This window comes from Psychrobacillus sp. L4 (assembly GCF_042944905.1).
Taxonomy (GTDB): domain Bacteria; phylum Bacillota; class Bacilli; order Bacillales_A; family Planococcaceae; genus Psychrobacillus.
In genome coordinates, this window is the sequence record NZ_CP168496.1 from 271,426 (window position 1) to 290,867 (window position 19,442).

Here is a 19,442-nt window from a genome sequence, read left to right on the forward strand (position 1 = left end):
TGTGAGCTGTGAAAATAGGGTGCCTTTCAATGATGCCGTAGAATACCACGCTGACGCAGAAGGAACCCAGCTAAACTTCCAAGTACAGAGTGAAGTTGTCGCATGATTTCGTAAAGTGAAAAAATATATTGAATTTGGAAAAAAGACATTGAAAAAGATTTTAAAAACCGTCCCCAACATGCACGCAAATCGTAAAAGGGAACAAGAGAACCATCCCTATATTTCCAATGTAAAAAAGCTCAGAGTTTATGGCTCTGAGCTTATCTTTTATTAATTAATTCTTCCAATAGACTTCCAGGGAGTATAATAAGAAAAAAGATTGCCGCAGCAACCCTCCTGGAACGCAAACACACCTGTTAGCTTATAATCCATCTCAGCCCTTCGGCATTTTGCTCATATCCATATACAACACATTCCACCTATGACCATCCAAATCAGTAAAACCGCAGCCGTACATCCATCCTTGACTTTCTGAAGGTTCTCCATATATTGTACCCCCAGCCTCTACTGCATTCTTAGCAATTTCATCAACTTCTTCTCTGCTGTCAACATCAACGGATAGCAGTACTTCCGTAGCTCGCTTTGTATCAACAATTTCATGATTGGTAAAGCTTTTGAATGTAGATTCTGGAAAAAGCATAACAGTAGCATTATTATCTCCGATGATTAATTGCGCTTGACCGCTAATGCCATGTTGCTCATTAACCAAAAATCCAACCTTGCTATAAAACTCTTTTGATTTATTGATGTCTTTTACCGGCAAGTTAATCCAAAACTGTTTTGGCATGGTTATTTCTCCTTTATTATTTGAGTATATTAACAATAATGAATATTTTAACACACTATTTTAAAAACTAATAATATGTGAGCGGTAGAAGTGTAGGGCACCAGGTTCTAAAACAATTTCGAATTATATTAGAACCTGGTACCTTAAAATGATATGCTACCATGAGTACGAGATCAGGCATTTGCGCATGGAGGATTACAAATGATTGAAGTAATAACGGTAGTAAATATGCTAGTGGAAGTAAAAAATACGAAAGACTATGAAAAAAAAGTAGAAAAGATTTTGCGGTCTAAGACACGAATGATCCAACATATAGAGACAATTAGTATGTCTGAACCAAATGAAAAGCTGATTGTAAGTGCTTTGGTGAAGTATAGAGTACTAATAGAAGAAAGGATGGAAAACAAATTTTTAGATGATTATGTGGGTCTCGTCCTCCCGATGTTTTATAATCGCTTTAAAGCAATGCCCGTAAGCAATCAAATTTATAAAATATCAAGGATAAAGAAAGAATATGGTGCACGTCGTTAATATTAGTGTTTGATGCCAGGAACCAAAGCAATCTTTTCAGTTAATCTCAAACGGATTCCAACACTCTGAAAGAAAAAGAGAAAAATATGCAAAAGAATAGGCAACTTTCGTTCAAAATTGAACGAAAATTTGCCTATTCTTGTTTAGGAACAATTAAAACTAATAAGAACATCAATTTTTTATTACCCTCACATAAATTCTGGGTCATCCGTTATCAGGCTTCAATTCACGGGTTTTGTTATCTAGTTGTTTGTCTCACGAACAATATGCTTTACTAATCAAAGTATAAAAGTCTTGAAAAATCGGGTTACTTAGGTTTTTTGTTAGTGCAATGAGTTTGACTGGAACGTTTGAAGAATATGTTTCCAAAATAGTGACAGTTCCTGATTCGATTTCTTTTTTAATTCTGCCTGTCCCTACGACCCCAAGATATGGATGGTTAAGAACACCATTTTTAATCGCTTCATCACTATTACAGTGAATAATATTTGGAAAATGTGTTCCATTTTTTAATAACTCAAATTTAACAAAAGGAGCCCTAAGATCAACCAAAACAGGAAATTTTGCTAGGTATTCTTCTATTTTAGAAGTGTCATTAGCCACTTCTCTCGAAGCGAACAGCACCAAGTCGACATATTCAATGCATTGATAGGAAATATCGGAGTTTAAAGGTCTTCCATGAATAATAGCAAAATCCACCTCATTATGAATTACTTTTTTCAGTGCATCATCACTACTATTGATAGAATGAACCTCTATCAAAACATTTTGGTTCTTTTTTCGAAAATTTACTATTTGCGGAAGGAAATAGCGGTCACAAAACTCATCTAATCCACAAACGCGAATAATTTGTTTTTCTCCTTTAGATTCCTCCATTTTCCTTTGTAGAGTAAACAGTTCATTTAAAATATTTTTTGCATGCTCATATAGAATTTCACCAGATTTAGTTAACTTTTTTCGATTGTCCATTTTCTCAAAAAGAGGTAAGCCAATCTCATCTTCCAACTGTTGTATATGTTTTGTAACAGTAGGTTGCGAGTAATTGAGACGCATAGCTGCTTGTATTAGATTTTGTTCTTCTACTACGATTTGGAATGTCTGAAGGTGTCGAATCTCCATTAAGTAACAACCTTTCCTGTTTATTTCTAAAACTATATATTAGATAAAATAATTATATAGCAATAATTGAATTATTTTAATAGAATTATTAACCAGAATATTTAAAACAGTAATACTGAATATTCCTTATTGGAATATCAGTAATCAATAATTAGGTTAAAATGAAAGCGTTGACAAGTTTAAATATTTCCTAAATTTAATTTGGTTGAAAGGATGATTACAACTCAGATTGTTTAATGAGTTCATTCATAGTAGGACAAGTTGCTTTTTACATTAACTATAAAGGAGTGTTAAGTTTGAGTACTGCCAAACCATTAAAGATAGAAGAAAGCACTGAAAAGAAAAAAAAGAAAAAAGGCGGGTTAAGTGCCTATGTTCTGATGTTTTTAATCATTGCCGTGATTACTTTGTTAACCTATGTAATACCTGCTGGCCAATACGAGAGACATGAGGAAAATGGTAGAACCATCATTGACCCCACAAAATTTGAATTCGTAGAAAAAACGCCTGTAGGATTACTAGACATGTTTAATTCTTTTCACCAAGGTATGGTGAACGGCGCTCCGATTATCCTATTTGTTTTACTATTTGGCGGTGCACTTGGGATTATGCAAGCTACAGGATCCATTGATGCTTTAATTCGATTTACTGTGCAAAAATTTGGTGCAAGAAAAAAATTGATTATTCCGGTTATGGTGTTACTTTTTTCATTACTTGGTACGCTCATTGGATCGGCTGAAGATTCCTTGGTCTATATTGCAATCATTGCTCCGATGGCTATTGCATTAGGCTTTGATGCATTAACAGGCCTTGCAATTGTTTTTCTCGGGATGCTAGGCGCTGGATTTACATCAGGAATTACGAATCCTTTTACAATTGGCGTTGCTCAAACAATAGCTGAACTTCCTATGTACTCAGGAATTGGATTACGTATCGCACTTTACGTTGTTTTTTATATTTTGTCCGTTGTCTACATTTTAAGACATGTTAATAAGATAGAAAAAAATCCAGAACTAGCCGAGTACGGGAGATTTAACCGAAATGAAAGCGTTAAGTTTGATAACAACTACAAGTTGAGTAAAAGACATGCAATTTCTCTTTTCGTCTTTTTAGGCTGTTTTATTGCCCTTATCTATGGTGTTATTAGTCTTGAATGGTATATCAGTGAAATCGTAGGTATTTTCTTACTAGGTGCCATTGTTATGGCGCTTATTGGAAAACTGTCTGGAAATGAAATGACAGATGCATTTTTAAAAGGTTGTTCTGAAATGATTCCAGGCGCCATGATTATTGGTGTTGCGAATACAATCCTTGTTGTTCTTAAATCCGGCCAATTATTAGACACCATATTACATACTGCCTCTGGTTTACTTGACGGCCTACCGCCTAGCGTTACAGCCGTAGGAATGGCGGTTGTCAATTTCTTCATCCATTTCCTTGTTCCATCGGGAAGCGGACATGCATCCTTAGTTATGCCTATTATGGCACCGTTAGCAGATTTAGTCGGTGTAACGAGACAAACAGCTGCGTTTGCTACTGTAATGGGTGCTGGAGTTTCCAATTTAATTATCCCAACAGGTGGCGTGCTACTCGCAGCTCTTGGTATGATGGGTATTCCTTATTCCAAATGGGCAAGATGGATATTGCCATATGTTATTATTCAGGTTGTGGTTGTTGTAATCTTTTTAATCATTGCTCAAGCTATTAATTACGGTCCATTTTAAATAAAAGGTAAGAGACTTCTTGTGAATGAAGTTAAATAAATAATAATTTTCTAATGAGGTGAATGAATTGGATTATCGTGATGCTCTATCAAAAATTATTGAAGAGAAACGACAAAAATTGATTTCTGTGAGTGATCAAATTTGGGAATATGCTGAAACAGGCTTCGAAGAATTTCAATCAGCAGAATTATTATGTAAAACTTTAGAAGAAGAAGGTTTTACAGTTGAAAAAGGTGTAGGAAATATCGATACCGCCTTTATAGGCAGCTTTGGGACAGGTAAACCGATTATTGCTATATTAGGTGAATTTGATGCCTTGACTGGTCTAAGCCAAGTTGGTGGAGAAACTGAGTATAATCCAGTAATAACAAATGGCAATGGGCATGGCTGTGGACATAATTTACTTGGTACAGGTGCATTAGCAGCTGCAATTGCGATCCGTTATTACTTAGAAGAAAACAACCTAGAAGGAACGGTTCGATATTACGGATGTCCCGGAGAAGAAATAGGAAGCGGAAAAACCTTTATGGTAAGAGAGGGCCTATTTGATGATGTAGATTTTGCCGTATGTTGGCACCCATGGTCTCGAAATGCCGTTTGGTCCATGTCATCTCTTGCCTGTTATGAAGTCTCCTATAGATTCAGAGGAAAGAGTGCTCATGCTGCTGCTAGTCCATATCTTGGACGAAGTGCGCTGGATGCCGTTGAACTAATGAATGTGGGTGTAAACTATTTACGGGAACATATTATTCCTGAAGCAAGGGTTCATTACGCCATAACCAATTCAGGCGGATTTTCACCAAATGTCGTGCAAGAAAAGGCAGATGTATTATATTTTATTCGTGCACCACGTGTATCTCAAACAGAAGAAATCTATCAACGCATTTGTGATGTTGCAAGAGGCGCTGCACTTATGACCGGAACACAATTAGAAATAGAATTTGCTTCTGCCGCCGCTGATATATTGCCAAATAATACATTAGAAAAAGTCATGCATGATAACTTTGTTGCTTTAGGCGTTCCTCAGTATGATGAAAAAGAAATACAATTTGCGAAAGCCATTCGAGCAACTCTATCTGAAGCAGATAAAAGAGAAGATATTAAGGCCAATAAAGAACTAGAAGGAAAAGATTTAGCGGACGTCATTGATCCATTTATCCCGTCAAATGGGATGTTGCCAGGTACAACCGATGTTGGAGATGTGAGCTGGATTGTCCCTACCGTACAATGTTTGGTAGCGTGTGAACCAGTCGGAACTCCGCTTCATACTTGGCAGATTGTTTCAACTGGAAAAACTTCAATTGCTCATAAAGGAATGCTTCATGCTGGTAAAGTCATGGCGGCAACTGCAATTGAAGCCCTGCATAACCCTAATATCCTTGAACAAGCGAAGCTGGAATTAGTCGAGCAACGAAATGGTGAAGACTATGTGTCACCCATTCCGCCTGAAGTTAAAAAGTATAAACTTCAGACAGTATAAAAGAGTTTAAAAAGACTGCTAAATCCTATTGCATTATCGATACACCACTTGATGATAAGTGGTGTATTTTTTTGTTTTCCATGTATGTCTAACGCTAGGTAGTTTATATTTTTAGTTCAGGGTACCAGGTTCTAAAACAAATCTTGATCATCAATTCAGATATGATATGTCACACCGTGTTTATTGGATATGGCGCAAGAAGATACGGTTATTTAATCTAGCTCCTTAACTAAATTGAGTCGATTTCGTCTTCATGAGCGCCTATTAGACATGATCATTGTCCCTAAATTTTCGCCAATTAGAACGGTGAAATCTAAAATCACTCTTTTAACAATAGAGTAATGATGTAATATGCTACCATTAGTAAAGAGCGCCGGGGTTTTATTCACGCATGGAGGACTACAAGTGATTGAAGTAATAACGGTAGTAAATATGATAGTAGAAGTAAAAAACACAAAAGACTATGAAAAAAAGTGGAGAAGATTTTGCAGTCTAAGAATCGAATGATCCAACATATAGCGACAATTAGTATGTCTGAACCAAATGAAAAGCTGATTGTAAGTGCTTTGGTAAAGTATAGAGTGCTAATAGAAGAAAGGATGGAAAATAAATTTTTAGATGATTATGTTGGTCTTGTCCTCCCGATGTTTTATAATCGTTTTAAAGCGATGCCAGTAAGCAATCAAATTTATAAAATATCAAGGATTAAAAAAGAATATGGTGCACGGCTTTAGTATTAGTGTTTGATGCCAGGGACCAAATCATTTCTGATTATTGAATTCTTTGGGTTCCTGGCATCTTAGGCTAAATGTAGTGAACTATTAATTGTAAAAGGAAGAGTGAAAAGAATGAACAATCAAAGTGTGGATAAAGAGGGTAAACTTATTTTCACTTCTGGGTCCCCATCTTCTATTGCAGAGGATTTTAAAAAATACTTAAATTATATGATGACACATGAAGTAAAATTAACAAAGGTAAAAGGGTATATCACGAAAAAAGATTTGCTTGCTATTGATTCTCAAATGGTAAATGATAAAAGTGAAGATCCAAAACAAATGATTCAAATTGGATATCCTAAGATTCATTTATTTTACCATCTCTCCATCACTCTTGACCTCCTAAGGATAAATCGCTCTACATCAGTTGCGGTTGCAATGATACAAAATGAGCAAGTAGCGCAATTTATGCAACTAACATCAGTTGAACAATATGTATCCCTGTTAGAGGCTTTTTGGACGGAAGCAGATTGGAATGAGTTACAGGGAGAAAAATGGGGTAGAGCCCCAAGGAATATTGATTTCTTATTGGAGGAATTAGAAAAAGTTCCTGCTAATAAAGTATTAGAATTAAAGAGATTTGAAAGTATTGAACACTTTGTTAGGGACTATGGACAGTTCTTTTATTATTTCAGCTATTTTGGACTTTGGACATTTGAAAACGATGATATAAAATCAAATGAACCGAAACGAGCAAAAAGCACAATTGCCAAAACGATCACATTATCTCCTTTCTTCAAGGAAGTTTTGGAAGCATTACTTGAAACGTGGGATCCATATAAAGTGGAAGATTCGAATCAAGGTTTTGGTATATTTGCAAGTTTGTTTAATCTTCCCTTTGAGATAGAAGAAGAAGAAGAAGAAGAAGTGATTGAAGAGGGTGCTCAAAACAGCGAATCTCTTTTTACATTATTAAAACCATTATTTCCAATTGGAGAATTAACGACAACATTAAGGAAAGCCAAGAATACCTTTTTAGAAGGAACTTATCTATTGAAAGTGAAACTAAATACATCCTGTTGGAGAACGGTTCAATTATCAAGCTTTCACACGTTACTAGATTTGCATAAAATAATTCAGAGGGCGTTTGATTTTGATGATGACCATTTGTATGCTTTTTATATGGACAATAAGGAATATAGTGAGCATTGCTATAATGCCCCGATGGATTTTAATGGACCATATGTTAATGAAATTGAAATTGGCAATTTAAATTTATACGAAGGTCAATCATTTCTCTATTTATTTGATTTTGGAGACGAGTGGAAATTTGATGTTCAAGTATTAAAAATTACGCAAGGGGAAACAATGGAAGAAGCAAGAATTCGAAAAGAACATGGGGCTTCGCCAGATCAATATAGTTGGTAATAATCCTTTCGGTATTGTTCAACCATAAAAAATAACCCATCCTTGAGTTAACTGCGCAGATGGGTTAAACCCGTTTAATAGGCAATCCCCTTAAGGGAACTGTCTATTATATTTTGCCGCGTAATGCTAGAACATCATGTGGTCTTTTTTATCGTACTCAGATGTTACTTCTAGTATACATTTAAGCTTTGTTTTTCAAGTATGTGTAAGGTACCCTTGTGTTACTATCTTTAATGGCAATAAGATTATAGAGAATGTTAATAAGTTGTGAATATCTCCGCAACCATAATATATCGAACTTATCCACATGTAGATAAGTTACTTTCATTTGAACACTTGATGAATAATTATCCTCATAGAGTTTCTAAGGAGTTTTAAAATTCGATAATTGGATATGATTATTTTGTCAGAAATCAAATACGATTATTAAAACACATGCAATACTTGCAACTTTACTTCCTCTAAAATTCATCATAACAAGTCCCCGTTTTCCCCGCTTTCTGATATTCTTATCTTTATATCACAACAAAGTAGGTGCTTCTATGAATATCAACACTTTCGAAAATCAATTCCATAAAACCATCTTAAAACGTGGGTACGATTATTATATAGACGGTCATGTAGAGGATATCGTCCAAATTGATGCCCATAATTGGCAGGCAGAGGTCGACGGTACGTCTATATACGTTGTCGATGTGCGTATACATGCAAACGGAGATATTTTGTATGCAGATTGTGATTGCCCGTACGACGGTGATTGTAAGCATATCGTTGCTGTTTTGTATGAAATTCGAGATCAACAACAAACTGCCCAAATACAGCTATCATCCCCTTTAAAAAAGAAAAACAAGCCGACGTTTCAACAATTATTGCAGTCTCAAACGAAAGAACAATTAGTAGTACTCCTTACAAAAGTAGGGAAAAATCACCCTGCTTTTATGAAAGAGCTCGAAATGCTATTAATAAAACCAGATGATTCACTAAAAGCCGCAGAACAGGTCATTTTACATCATATTGATATTGCTCAAGATCGTCGCAGCAGCTTCATCCCGTGGAATCAAACATCTAAGGCGTTAAAAGGAATTGAAACGATACATGAACAGATCGGTGAACACATCGAAAACAATAAGTATTTGCTAGCCGTTCAACTAAGTCTTCTTTGTTTTCATCATGCATTCGAAGCTTTTCAACATAGTGACGACTCTTCTGGAGATTTTGGTTATTCATTAGACGAAAGTTTAGCGTTTATGGAACAAGCAATTTTGGAGGGAGTGGATGTTTGGGATAAGGAGCAGTACGAAACGGTGTATGAGCTTATTATGCAAGAAGCGATAAATACAGAATTAGACGGCTGGTCGGAATACCGCATCCCTTTAATACAGACATGTATTCCTTTATGCCAGGATGATACGATTGAAAAGAAATACGTTGACTTCCTTCAATCTCTTGTGAGAAAAGGGGATAATTGGAGTACAGAATATATGAATAGACAGCTAAAAGATTTACATTTCAAACTGATTGCCTCCAAATATAGTAAGGAAGATGTAGAAAAGTTTTTAGAACAAAATATAGAAGATGCGAGTATGCGTGAACGAGTCATTTTATCTGCCATTGAGCGAAATGATTATACAAAAGTATTACAGCTCTCACAAGAGGGGCAGCGGCTAGATCATGACTCGCCTGGAATTGTAAACAAGTGGAAACACTATACTTTTACAGCATATAAAGAATTAGATAGTAAAGATGAAATGTATGAGTTGGCGTTACAGTTAGTGAGGGAGGGCGACTACAATTATTACGGCGAATTCAAAAGTCTTCACACAACACAACAATGGCCGGCTGCACTTGAACAACTATTGGATGCATTAAAAAAAGCCCGTTCACGGCTTTACGCTAAACTCATTGTTGAGGAGCAACAAACAGAACGTATCCTTGACTATTGCAAAGAATACCCTGCACTAATTGAGCAATATTACCATTACATTAAAGAGCAATACTACGAAGAAGTATGTTCGCTTTTTATCAACATAATTCGCGCAAGTGCAGCACGGGCATCTGATCGTAAGCGCTATCAGGAAGTTTGTCGTACAATTGAAACGATGCAAGATGCAAGCTACGAGCTTGAGGCAAAACAACTAATAATAGACTTGTTGCAAACCTATCCAAAACGACGTGCTTTTGTGGATGAATTAGGGAAGCTTCAAAGACGAGTTTAGTATAACGAGTCAGTACCTATTTAGTATTTATTCGCATAGTTACTAAATTGTAGTGTTTATGGGGAATTTTAGGTGAAATCTTGAAGGGAATGCTGAAGAAAAATGAATAAGTAGATATCTCTACCTGCCACAAGTAGAGATATCTACTATTCTATAATTCCAAGTCTCTTAGTCCCATTTGGAATTTAGAAGGATTTTTTGTATTAATTATTCTACTATGTGTAAGTTATTTTATTTTAGAGCTAGCTTAAGAGCAAATAATGAAAAATGAAATAGATGCTGATACTTAGTTAGTAGATTAGCATCTGTTTAATTTGTTTTTTATCTACTAGTCACTTTATTATTTTTTTCCTTATACATTTTGCTATCTGCTTCTACAAACAATTGCTCCATTTTACCAATTGATGAAAAATGATAAGCATGTCCTTTAGACATTTTTATGTTAAATGTATCAGTTGCTTCGTTGAAATGATCTATTCTATTTTGTACTTCGACCAAAAGCGTTTCTACTTGTAGAGGGTCTGTATTAATCAGTGTAAGTGCGAATTCATCTCCCCCTATTCTTGCAACCTCAACCTCTTCACTAGCGCATTGCATTAATAATTTTGCGAATTCCTTTATTAAATTGTCCCCAACCCTATGTCCATAATGATCATTTATTATCTTTAATTCGTCTAGATCGCATATGATAATGGCTATTGAAACATCTACTTTCTCATTGTACTTCTGAAGCTGATTTTCAAAGTGTTCACGATTATAAATATCTGTTAATGCATCGTGAGTAACCTTATATTCCAGCTGTTGTTGCAGTAAAATCCTATCATCAATATTTTTTTGAACCCCATGTATAGCAATGAGTTCACCATTTTCGTATATAGGGGTAGCGTATTCTTCAAACCATAGGTATTTACCCTCGTCATTTCTCATTCTAGTTATTATAGGTTTACTAAAATCAGTCTTACCAGATAGTTTTTCCGTAGCCATATTATAATCATCTGGATGGACTATTTCATAGTAATAATCAGGATTTTTAAGATGTTCTTCTAATGCATTAATACCTAAAAAATTTTCTATTACAGGGCTTAAATATCGATACTTTAACTTTGGTTTTACTTCACAGTAATAAAGGATATCCTTTGAATTCTCTACTGTTTGTAACATCGGACTTAAATGTTTAACTTGTTGTTGTAACTTAATCCGCGCTGAGTTTATTTTATAACATACTATTATAAGTCCTAACATTAGCAATATAACAATTTTCAACACTAGAAAAATCCCTTTCTTTTCCAAGTTTTTGCAAAGAGGTTATTTTTTTGGACATAATTGATTTTAGGAATAAATAATATTTCTGAAATTCCTTTCAGTTTATCTTGCTATTCTATTTGTCGTTATATTTACTTTATTGTAAGACTATTTTACTGGTTTGTTAATAGGTATTTTAGTATAAGGCAAACACCCGACGTAAATAAAATTTCATAACGAATAGAACGAAAGACTCTATAAAAGTAGATGAATTGTAGGGAAAGATAAACCTGAATTGGATGAACATATGGTTCAAAAGAAGAGGCAAGTACCATCTGGTGTTGAATAAGTTACAAATATATTTATATATCAAATATTTTTACAGTTTAAATTTTTCCCAGTTACGGCTTATTCAGCTGTGCCTTTAATTATTTTTGTGCTTACTGTGACTTTGTTGATTTTGATGCAACTGGTGGTGTTTTGTCAACGACTGTATCAATTTTAGAACTTCTGACATTACCTGCAGGATCTTTTACATAGAAAGTAATTTTAGTACCTACTTTTAACCATAAAAAATAGCCCACCCTTTAGTTGGAGCTCAAATGTTTTCTGCGATGAGCTTGCACTGGAGCAACTATTTATTAGCAAATTTATTAGAATTACATTTTTTCAGTGCCCTTATTTCAGAGATGAGAATTCTATTAAGGAAACAAGGGAAGACGGTTTCATTTTCAAAAATATCTATTTGACGTTTCTGTCAGTATTCTATATCATAAATACGTACCCGTACTTAATCGGGAGAGGTTCATAGCTCATACCCTCTATAAAAAACTATGGATACATGACTATTCGCCATGTCCATATTTGGACGTGGCTTTTTTTGTTTTTATCCTATAAGTTTGCAATAGAATGTTTGGAGATACCTCTTTTGAAAAGTGTTGGGAAACTTTTTAATAGGAGGTTTTTTTATGTCTGGAAGAAGTCATGAAGAAGGTTTAAAGGATTTAACATTGTTAGGTAATCAAGGGACACAATATTCATTTAATTATGCACCAGAGGTACTGGAGTCGGTAGATAGTCTTCATTCTAATCGCGATTATTTCGTGAAATTTAATTGTCCAGAATTTACTAGTTTATGCCCAATTACACAACAGCCTGATTTTGCAACAATGTATATTTCGTACATACCGGATAAAAAAATTGTAGAGAGTAAATCACTAAAATTATATTTATTCAGTTTTAGAAATCATGGAGATTTTCATGAAGATTGTGTCAACATCATCATGGACGATTTAATTAAGTTACTTGATCCAAGGTACATAGAGGTTTGGGGAAAATTCACACCACGTGGAGGAATCTCTATTGATCCATGGTGTAACTATGGAAAACCAGGTACCAAATACGAAGAGATGGCAGATTATCGTTTGATGAACCATGATCTATACCCAGAAAAAATAGATAATCGATAAACGAAGAATTGAATAGTTCATATTTGGGAAGAGGTTTTTAGCTACCCTCTTTAAAAAACTAAGAAGAAAACAGCATTCTTTTTAGGGTGCTGCTTTCTCGGTATAAGGGAGTTTTTACAGATGAAGCAGGAAAAAGCAATTATAGTGTTTAGTGGAGGTCAGGACAGCACGACTTGTTTATTTTGGGCGAAAGAACGTTTTAAAGAGGTTGAGGCAGTGACTTTTGATTATGGTCAAAGACATAGTCTTGAAATTGAATGTGCGAAGGAGATAGCAAAGGAATTCGGTATCAAGCATCATATTCTTGATATGTCGCTTCTGAATCAGCTTGCACCGAACGCTTTAACAAGAGAAGACATAAAGGTAGAAGAAGGTGAAGAAGGTGAGTTGCCATCAACTTTTGTTCCTGGACGAAATTTGCTCTTTCTTTCATTTGCTGGAGTTTTAGCGAGCCAAGTAGGAGCCAAGCATATCGTGACTGGAGTTTGTGAAACGGATTTTAGTGGATATCCTGATTGTCGGGATATATTTGTTAAATCCTTGAACGTGACGTTAAATTTATCTATGGACGATACCTTTGTGATTGATACGCCGCTAATGTGGCTGAACAAGGCACAAACATGGGAACTTGCCGATCAGCTTGGGGCGCTTGAATTTGTTCGCGAAAGAACATTGACCTGCTATAACGGAGTAATTGCAGATGGCTGTGGTGAGTGCCCGGCTTGTAAGCTGCGTAAAAAAGGGCTTGATGAGTATTTAAGCTTCAGGACGGAGTCCTAAGGCATGTCTGATTTTAGAATTGTCGATAAGCTCCAAAAAATAGATAAAGATATTCAAAGCAGTCAATTAAAGTATCATTCCAAGCGTGTTCTCGTGAGCAAGGAATTTACCTTTGATGCTGCCCATCATTTACATAACTATGAGGGGAAATGTAAAAATCTGCATGGCCATACGTATCGTGCCGTTTTAGGATTAAGCGGATACACAGATGAACGCGGCTTGATGATTGATTTTGGGGATATAAAAGAAATATGGAAACAAAAAATAGAGATTCATTTGGATCATCGTTATTTAAATGAAACCCTTCCACCAATGAATACGACGGCAGAGAACATTGTTGTCTGGATCTACGAAAAGTTGGTGGAAGCCTTGCTAGAGGAACAAGGATATAATGGAGCGCGTGTAGAATTTATCAGACTGTATGAAACTCCGACAAGCTATGCTGAAGCGAGACGGGAGTGGATGGAAGTTGAGTAAGGTACCCGTTCTGGAGATTTTTGGACCGACGATTCAAGGCGAGGGAATGGTAGTGGGCCAGAAGACAATGTTTGTGCGGACAGCAGGCTGTGACTATTCCTGTTCCTGGTGTGATTCATCTTTTACATGGGATGGCAGCGGCAAGCATCTTATTGTCCAAATGACAGCAGAAGAGATTTGGTCTGAATTGAAACGCCTTGGAGGCAGTGGTTTTTCATTTGTTACGATTTCAGGTGGAAATCCGGCACTCCTTCGAAATTTGGATGCACTCATTGCTATTTTAAAAGAAAACGAGATAAAGATCGGAGTGGAGACACAGGGAAGCAAATGGCAGGAATGGCTGTATGATATCGATGAATTGACGATTTCACCGAAGCCTCCTAGTTCTGGAATGACCACGGACTTTTCTGTGCTCACTGATATCCTCAGAAAACTTAAAAATAGAAATAGCGAGCAGCATATATCCCTTAAAGTAGTTGTTTTTAATCAAGAGGATTATGCTTATGCCAAGCAAGTTCACCTTCGATACCCGACGATTCCTTTTTATCTTCAGGTCGGTAATGATAATATCACGACGACGGATAATCCGCAGCTTGTCAGCCATTTATTGGAGAAGTACGAAACACTGATCGACAAGGTGATTGCAGACGCGGAATTACGAGATGTCAAAGTACTGCCGCAGCTGCATACCCTTGTTTGGGGAAACAAAAGAGGAGTTTAGTTGGTATATACAAAACTGTAACTAAATAATTCCTCTGAGGAAACCTAGTATTTATTATTTGACCGTTTGATGTTGAGGCATCGGATGGTCTTTTTTAGTTTTCATAATAAGATTTAGATCATAGAGGATGTTGATAGGTTGTGTATATATTTAGCTAATCATAATTTACCGGAGTTATCCACATGTTGATATGTTGCTTTTACTTACAGTACTTACACCTTACGAGTAAAACAAGTGTGGATGAGAGCAGTACATATTCAGTATTTATTTGCATAGTTATTATGTTGTACGCTTCTAATGATTAGAAGAAATTTAAGTGGGATAGTGCAGGGGATGTTGAATAAAATTGAATAAGTAGATATCTCTACCTGACACAAGTAGGGATATCTACTTTTTTATGTTTCCAGGTTTCATTGTTAATCTAAAATCTCTCCTATGCGATAACTGTTTGAAATAATAGCTTCAATAACTCTTCTAATGTTTCTGGTAATTGTTCTGGTAAACCTATAGAATGCTTCATTTCTATTCCTCCTTCAATCTCTTATTCTATTAACAATATAGGTAATCTATTTCGATTTTATACATAGATTTAGAAGAAAATATAAATAAAATTAATAAACTCTTAAAAGATTTTCGAATAATCAATTGAGAGCATAGCTTTCCATTTGATAAAGATTAATTGGAAGGCTAGTTATTATTTTTGAGATATACTAGAGGGAGATTTAGTCACTGTTCTTGAATGGATATAAAATACGTTTTAGGAGGAATATGAATGGGTTTTTTAGATGGATTGATGGGGAATGCCTCGGAGATAGAAAATGATAAAGTAGAAAGTGAATTGAAGGATTTACTTACTCCTGCTGAAAGGGTAGAACATGCTTATAAGCTTATACGAGATCTTATTGTTTTTACGGATAAACGATTATTACTTATTGATAAACAAGGTGTGACTGGGAAAAAGGTAGAGTATCACTCAATTCCATATAAAAGTGTGGTGCATTTCTCTATTGAAACGGAAGGTACTTTTGACTTGGATGCAGAATTAAAAATTTGGTTATCGGGAAGCGCAGCGCCTATTCAGAAAAAATTCAACAAATCTTTAAATATATATAAGGTGCAAAGTGTTTTAGCGGAGTATGTTATGAAGTAATGGACAAGGGAGTGGCTAGCTAAACTTGTGGTTGCATATGTAGCGAAACCTCTCCCTCTATTTTAGCAAGCAAGTTCTTTACTAATAAGAGCAAAGAGCATTGTAAAAATGCTGTAGAATCATAAATTGTAATTTGCCCTTCGAAAATAGCTTAATGGTGTAGTGAAGAAGATGATTTGATTTTACATACAAGAGTTAATTTCATATATAGCATTTAATTATTAAAACGCGAACAATACTTATTTTTTGATTGGAGCGACAGGCAGCGACTCCAGCGGGATGAGTGAGAGGCCACTGAAAAAGTCCAATTTTCCCGAAAATGAAAATTTCATAAAAACTCATTCCCAAAAAGGTGCTATTTTTAGCTACTAAAGTGGGGGTAATTCTGCTTATTCTCAAGGTTTTTACCTATGAAAATGGGGGTAAAAATTTTCGGGATTTTCAAATTCAAATTTTTAGTCGCTTTTTCAGTGGCCTCATGAGTGAGACAGATGAGCCATTAGAAACGTGAATGCGGCGGTGATGGCTCATCGCTCACCCCGCGGAAAGCGTCTGCTTATAGCGAAAGTCATGCTGATTTATGAAATTGATTCACTTAATAGATTTTGAGTTTCAAAGAGAGTATATTATTAAATATTATTCCGCATCTAGTACCGAAAATTAATATAGGCTACCCGCTAGTGTTACGTAAAATCAAAAATGAGTAAAAAATAGGATGAATTTAAAATTAGTTTTTGTGAAACTACTTGAATAAACACAAAAAACTCCTAATGTAGGTAAGGAAACGACAACTAAATTAGTTCCCTAAACAATCATCCTGGAGTCATCTGGACTATAAACAAAAAAGTACTATGAAGATTGCTCGGATGAACTAGTAACACATACAGTGGAGATCAGTTCGCAACACTTTAACCATTTTACTTTTTTAGTTCATATGTTTCTACAAGTTTAATTGAATCAATAACAGATTGTGACATGGAACAGTTCTTCTTTGTCAATTCCAAGACCTTATCCATGAGGCGTTAATTTCTTGCCCTTCTATGATAAAACGAAGATGTATTTTTTCGCTCTTCTTGCTTTCTCCGCATTTCGAATTACTTCTTTTACTTCAATGGTAATGTTTTCAACGGGCATACGCATTTTTTCTAGTATGTTCCCCATCACACCACCACTACATACCGCGAGAGAGGAAACAAGCAGCTGATAAGGTCTAAACCCCTACTCCTCATTTTCCGAAATAATCAATTGTTTAAAAGCAGTTTCTGTCACAAATCCATTCTCCGTCATATCAAATTTCATGCCTATTCGACCCCCTAAAAATGTCCATACAATGTGTTAGAAACAATTCTAAACTATTTCGACAATTGATTACAATTCAAAAACGGATGCAATCATGTAGAAAATATGGAACAAAAAACAAGGTCTTTGATGCACCTTGTTTTTTTATGAGAGCGTCTGTTCTCCGTGACCAAGAGTTGGTTGTCCATCTAACAGAATAGGTCTGTTTGTAAGCGTATTGATGAAAATTTCCAAAGCTTTGGTGGATGGATTAAATTTGTTGGTGATATAGTAAAACATCCTCGTGTCCTTATAATCTTGTATAGTCAATGCTTTGATACTTCCTTCTTCTAATTCATTTTTTACAGATATTTTTGAAGTAAAGGAGATTCCGATTCCATTTTTGACAGTTTCTTTTATCAAATGCGTACTACCAAATTCTAAAATTCGTTTAGGATTCAATTTTGTGATGTCGTACATATTATCTGTAGCTTGTCTCGAACCTGATCCACTTTCTCGTATGATCCACGTCTTATCAGACAGATCATCAATCCGAATTTCGTCTCCATTATCTTTTGGAAAATCAGCAGGGACAACCACAACCATATCATCTTCTGCAAAAGGTACTGTAATAAGCGTGTCATCCTTAATTTCCCTTTCAATAATACCGATATCTAAATCTTTATGTTTCACTTGATTTGCAATCCTAATGGAGTTTTTTATCGTAATTTTTGGATTGATTTTAGGATGGTTCGTAATAAATTTTGAAATGATACCGGGAAGTAGATACTCACCAAATGTGAAGCCTGATCCAATATTCAAAGGACCGCTAATTCCATCGTGTAGTTCATTTATCAGTCTTCCGGCTAATCCGTATTGGTTCAATATTTGCCGTGCATGGGAATAAAGAATTTCACCAGACTTAGTTAGCTTTATGCTTTTATTTGAGCGATATAGTAATTGTGTATTAAATTTATCTTCCAATATTTTGATATTTTGACTAACAGCAGATTGGGTGATAAAAAGTTTCTCCGCGGCACGTGTCAAATTTTCATTTTCCACAACAGTTATAAATACGTTTAGTAATCGATCCAAAAACGGCTTACCTCCTCCACCATAAGTTTTTCTAATGTTCAGGTGAAAATATAGTAATTTCACTTCTTAATAGAATAATGATAATATTTCAATTAGTCAATATATTAAAAACGGGAGGGCTTTATATGAACTTAGCAAAAATGCCTAGAAGAAACTATAGTTATGGACCAACTCCAATTGAACCATTAAAAAACTTATCAAACCACCTTGGAGGTCCTGAAATTTATATTAAAAGAGATGATCTTCTGGGTCTGACGGGTGGAGGCAATAAAACAAGGAAATTGGAGTTTTTAGTTGCAGATGCATTAGAAAAAAACGCAGATACTTTAATTACTTGCGGAGCAGTACAGTCCAATCATTGTAGATTAACACTGGCTGCAGCAAAGAAAGAGCAGTTAAACTGTCATCTTGTATTAGAAGAACGTGTACCTAATAGTTACAATCACAATTCAAATGGAAATAACTTTCTATTTAACCTACTTGGTAACGATGGGATTACGGTAGTGCCTGGCGGTTCAAATATGATGGAAGAAATGGAAAAGGTAGCGGAGCAAGTCCGAGCTAAAGGGAAGAATCCGTATATTATTCCAGGTGGCGGTTCAAATGAGATTGGGGCAACGGGCTATGTATCTTGTGCACAAGAAATAGAGATGCAGTTATTTGAAAGTTCCCTAGCAATCGATTGCATTGTTACACCGAGTGGCAGTGCTGGTACCCATGCGGGTCTTACAGTAGGATTCCACGGCAATAATAACTTTATTCCAATCGTGGGCATTAGTGTGAATAGGAAAAAGGAAGTCCAGGAAGAAAATGTGTATCAGTTAGTAAAGAAAACTGCCGACTTTTTAGGTATTCAAAATACAATCGATAGAAGTGCCGTAAACGTGTTTGATAATTACGTGGGTCCTGGATACTCATTACCTACAGACGAGATGACTGCCGCAATCGAATTATTAGCTCAAACGGAAGGAATTCTTGTAGATCCAGTTTACACAGGTAAAGCAATGGCAGGATTCATTGATTTAATACGAAAAGGTTATTTTAAAAAGGGAGAGAAGGTATTATTTTTGCATACTGGTGGTTCACCTGCGCTATATGATTATACTTCTCTGTTTCAAGGATCACCACAAAACTTAGCAAAAGTATGATTTGACAGATCTATTTGTAAGAGGTCTCAGTTTTTATATAATAAAAGGAGAGACTTCTTACATTTACATATACAACCTTAA

The 19,442-nt window shown here is 35.5% G+C and carries 16 protein-coding genes, 1 pseudogene and 1 riboswitch; of the genes and pseudogenes, 12 read left to right on the forward strand and 5 right to left on the reverse strand.

The window, feature by feature from the left end; all coding sequences use genetic code 11:
* Nucleotides 1-373: 373 nt before the first annotated feature.
* Entirely contained in the window at nucleotides 374-787 is a 414-nt protein-coding gene (locus tag ACEPXG_RS01375) for a VOC family protein (RefSeq protein WP_391206643.1), read from the reverse strand.
* A gap of 201 nt (nucleotides 788-988) precedes the next feature.
* Between ACEPXG_RS01375 and ACEPXG_RS01380 the strand changes: the two genes are divergently transcribed.
* Complete coding sequence (locus ACEPXG_RS01380) at nucleotides 989-1,318, forward strand: hypothetical protein (RefSeq protein WP_391206646.1); 330 nt, start codon at nucleotides 989-991, stop codon at nucleotides 1,316-1,318.
* Between the two features lie 255 nt (nucleotides 1,319-1,573).
* On the opposite strand, the gene ACEPXG_RS01385 is transcribed toward ACEPXG_RS01380, so the two are convergent.
* Nucleotides 1,574-2,437 (reverse strand): LysR family transcriptional regulator, encoded by an 864-nt coding sequence (locus ACEPXG_RS01385; RefSeq protein WP_391206649.1) that lies wholly within the window; start codon nucleotides 2,435-2,437, stop codon nucleotides 1,574-1,576.
* 296 nt (nucleotides 2,438-2,733) lie between these two features.
* Here ACEPXG_RS01385 and ACEPXG_RS01390 point away from each other — a divergent pair, with 296 nt between their 5' ends.
* The 5 genes from ACEPXG_RS01390 to ACEPXG_RS01410 all read left to right on the forward strand — a co-directional run bounded on the left by ACEPXG_RS01390 (nucleotide 2,734) and on the right by ACEPXG_RS01410 (nucleotide 10,001).
* Nucleotides 2,734-4,161, forward strand: coding sequence for a YfcC family protein (locus tag ACEPXG_RS01390; RefSeq protein ID WP_391206652.1), 1,428 nt, complete (start codon nucleotides 2,734-2,736; stop codon nucleotides 4,159-4,161).
* A 67-nt stretch (nucleotides 4,162-4,228) separates the two neighbouring features.
* Complete coding sequence (locus ACEPXG_RS01395) at nucleotides 4,229-5,641, forward strand: M20 family metallopeptidase (protein ID WP_391206655.1); 1,413 nt, start codon at nucleotides 4,229-4,231, stop codon at nucleotides 5,639-5,641.
* A 485-nt stretch (nucleotides 5,642-6,126) separates the two neighbouring features.
* Nucleotides 6,127-6,375, forward strand: a complete 249-nt coding sequence (locus ACEPXG_RS01400) for a hypothetical protein (protein ID WP_391206657.1) — start codon at nucleotides 6,127-6,129, stop codon at nucleotides 6,373-6,375.
* Between the two features lie 114 nt (nucleotides 6,376-6,489).
* Nucleotides 6,490-7,785: a plasmid pRiA4b ORF-3 family protein gene (locus ACEPXG_RS01405; RefSeq protein ID WP_391206659.1), complete on the forward strand. Its 1,296-nt coding sequence runs from the start codon at nucleotides 6,490-6,492 to the stop codon at nucleotides 7,783-7,785.
* A gap of 542 nt (nucleotides 7,786-8,327) precedes the next feature.
* Entirely contained in the window at nucleotides 8,328-10,001 is a 1,674-nt protein-coding gene (locus ACEPXG_RS01410) for an SWIM zinc finger family protein (protein WP_391206661.1), read from the forward strand.
* A gap of 321 nt (nucleotides 10,002-10,322) precedes the next feature.
* Here the strand turns inward: ACEPXG_RS01410 and ACEPXG_RS01415 are convergent, their stop codons facing one another.
* Nucleotides 10,323-11,267 carry a diguanylate cyclase domain-containing protein gene (locus ACEPXG_RS01415; RefSeq protein WP_391206664.1) on the reverse strand — a complete coding sequence of 315 codons (945 nt, stop codon included), beginning with the start codon at nucleotides 11,265-11,267 and terminating at the stop codon, nucleotides 10,323-10,325.
* A 770-nt stretch (nucleotides 11,268-12,037) separates the two neighbouring features.
* Nucleotides 12,038-12,084: riboswitch (PreQ1 riboswitch) on the forward strand.
* A 127-nt stretch (nucleotides 12,085-12,211) separates the two neighbouring features.
* Between ACEPXG_RS01415 and queF the strand changes: the two genes are divergently transcribed.
* The 5 genes from queF to ACEPXG_RS01440 all read left to right on the forward strand — a co-directional run bounded on the left by queF (nucleotide 12,212) and on the right by ACEPXG_RS01440 (nucleotide 15,840).
* Complete coding sequence (gene queF / locus ACEPXG_RS01420) at nucleotides 12,212-12,712, forward strand: preQ(1) synthase (RefSeq protein WP_391206667.1); 501 nt, start codon at nucleotides 12,212-12,214, stop codon at nucleotides 12,710-12,712.
* 120 nt (nucleotides 12,713-12,832) lie between these two features.
* Nucleotides 12,833-13,492: a 7-cyano-7-deazaguanine synthase QueC gene (queC, locus tag ACEPXG_RS01425; RefSeq protein WP_391206670.1), complete on the forward strand. Its 660-nt coding sequence runs from the start codon at nucleotides 12,833-12,835 to the stop codon at nucleotides 13,490-13,492.
* Between the two features lie 3 nt (nucleotides 13,493-13,495).
* Entirely contained in the window at nucleotides 13,496-13,969 is a 474-nt protein-coding gene (queD, locus tag ACEPXG_RS01430) for a 6-carboxytetrahydropterin synthase QueD (protein WP_391206672.1), read from the forward strand.
* A complete protein-coding gene (gene queE / locus ACEPXG_RS01435) occupies nucleotides 13,962-14,690 on the forward strand; it encodes a 7-carboxy-7-deazaguanine synthase QueE (RefSeq protein WP_391206675.1) in 729 nt (242 codons plus the stop codon). The genes queD and queE overlap by 8 nt, the downstream gene beginning before the upstream one ends.
* A gap of 772 nt (nucleotides 14,691-15,462) precedes the next feature.
* The gene (locus tag ACEPXG_RS01440) at nucleotides 15,463-15,840 is read left to right on the forward strand and encodes a PH domain-containing protein (protein ID WP_391206678.1); all 378 of its coding nucleotides are present in this window, start codon (nucleotides 15,463-15,465) and stop codon (nucleotides 15,838-15,840) included.
* 917 nt (nucleotides 15,841-16,757) lie between these two features.
* Here ACEPXG_RS01440 and ACEPXG_RS01445 read toward each other — a convergent pair.
* Together ACEPXG_RS01445 and ACEPXG_RS01450 are read right to left on the reverse strand one after the other, a co-directional pair.
* Nucleotides 16,758-17,139: pseudogene (locus ACEPXG_RS01445) on the reverse strand (OsmC family protein).
* Between the two features lie 144 nt (nucleotides 17,140-17,283).
* Nucleotides 17,284-18,213, reverse strand: a complete 930-nt coding sequence (locus ACEPXG_RS01450) for a LysR substrate-binding domain-containing protein (RefSeq protein ID WP_391206682.1) — start codon at nucleotides 18,211-18,213, stop codon at nucleotides 17,284-17,286.
* Nucleotides 18,214-18,338: 125 nt separating this feature from the next.
* On the opposite strand from ACEPXG_RS01450, the gene ACEPXG_RS01455 reads away from it, so the two are divergent.
* Nucleotides 18,339-19,361 (forward strand): D-cysteine desulfhydrase, encoded by a 1,023-nt coding sequence (locus tag ACEPXG_RS01455; RefSeq protein ID WP_391206685.1) that lies wholly within the window; start codon nucleotides 18,339-18,341, stop codon nucleotides 19,359-19,361.
* Nucleotides 19,362-19,442 lie beyond the last annotated feature (81 nt).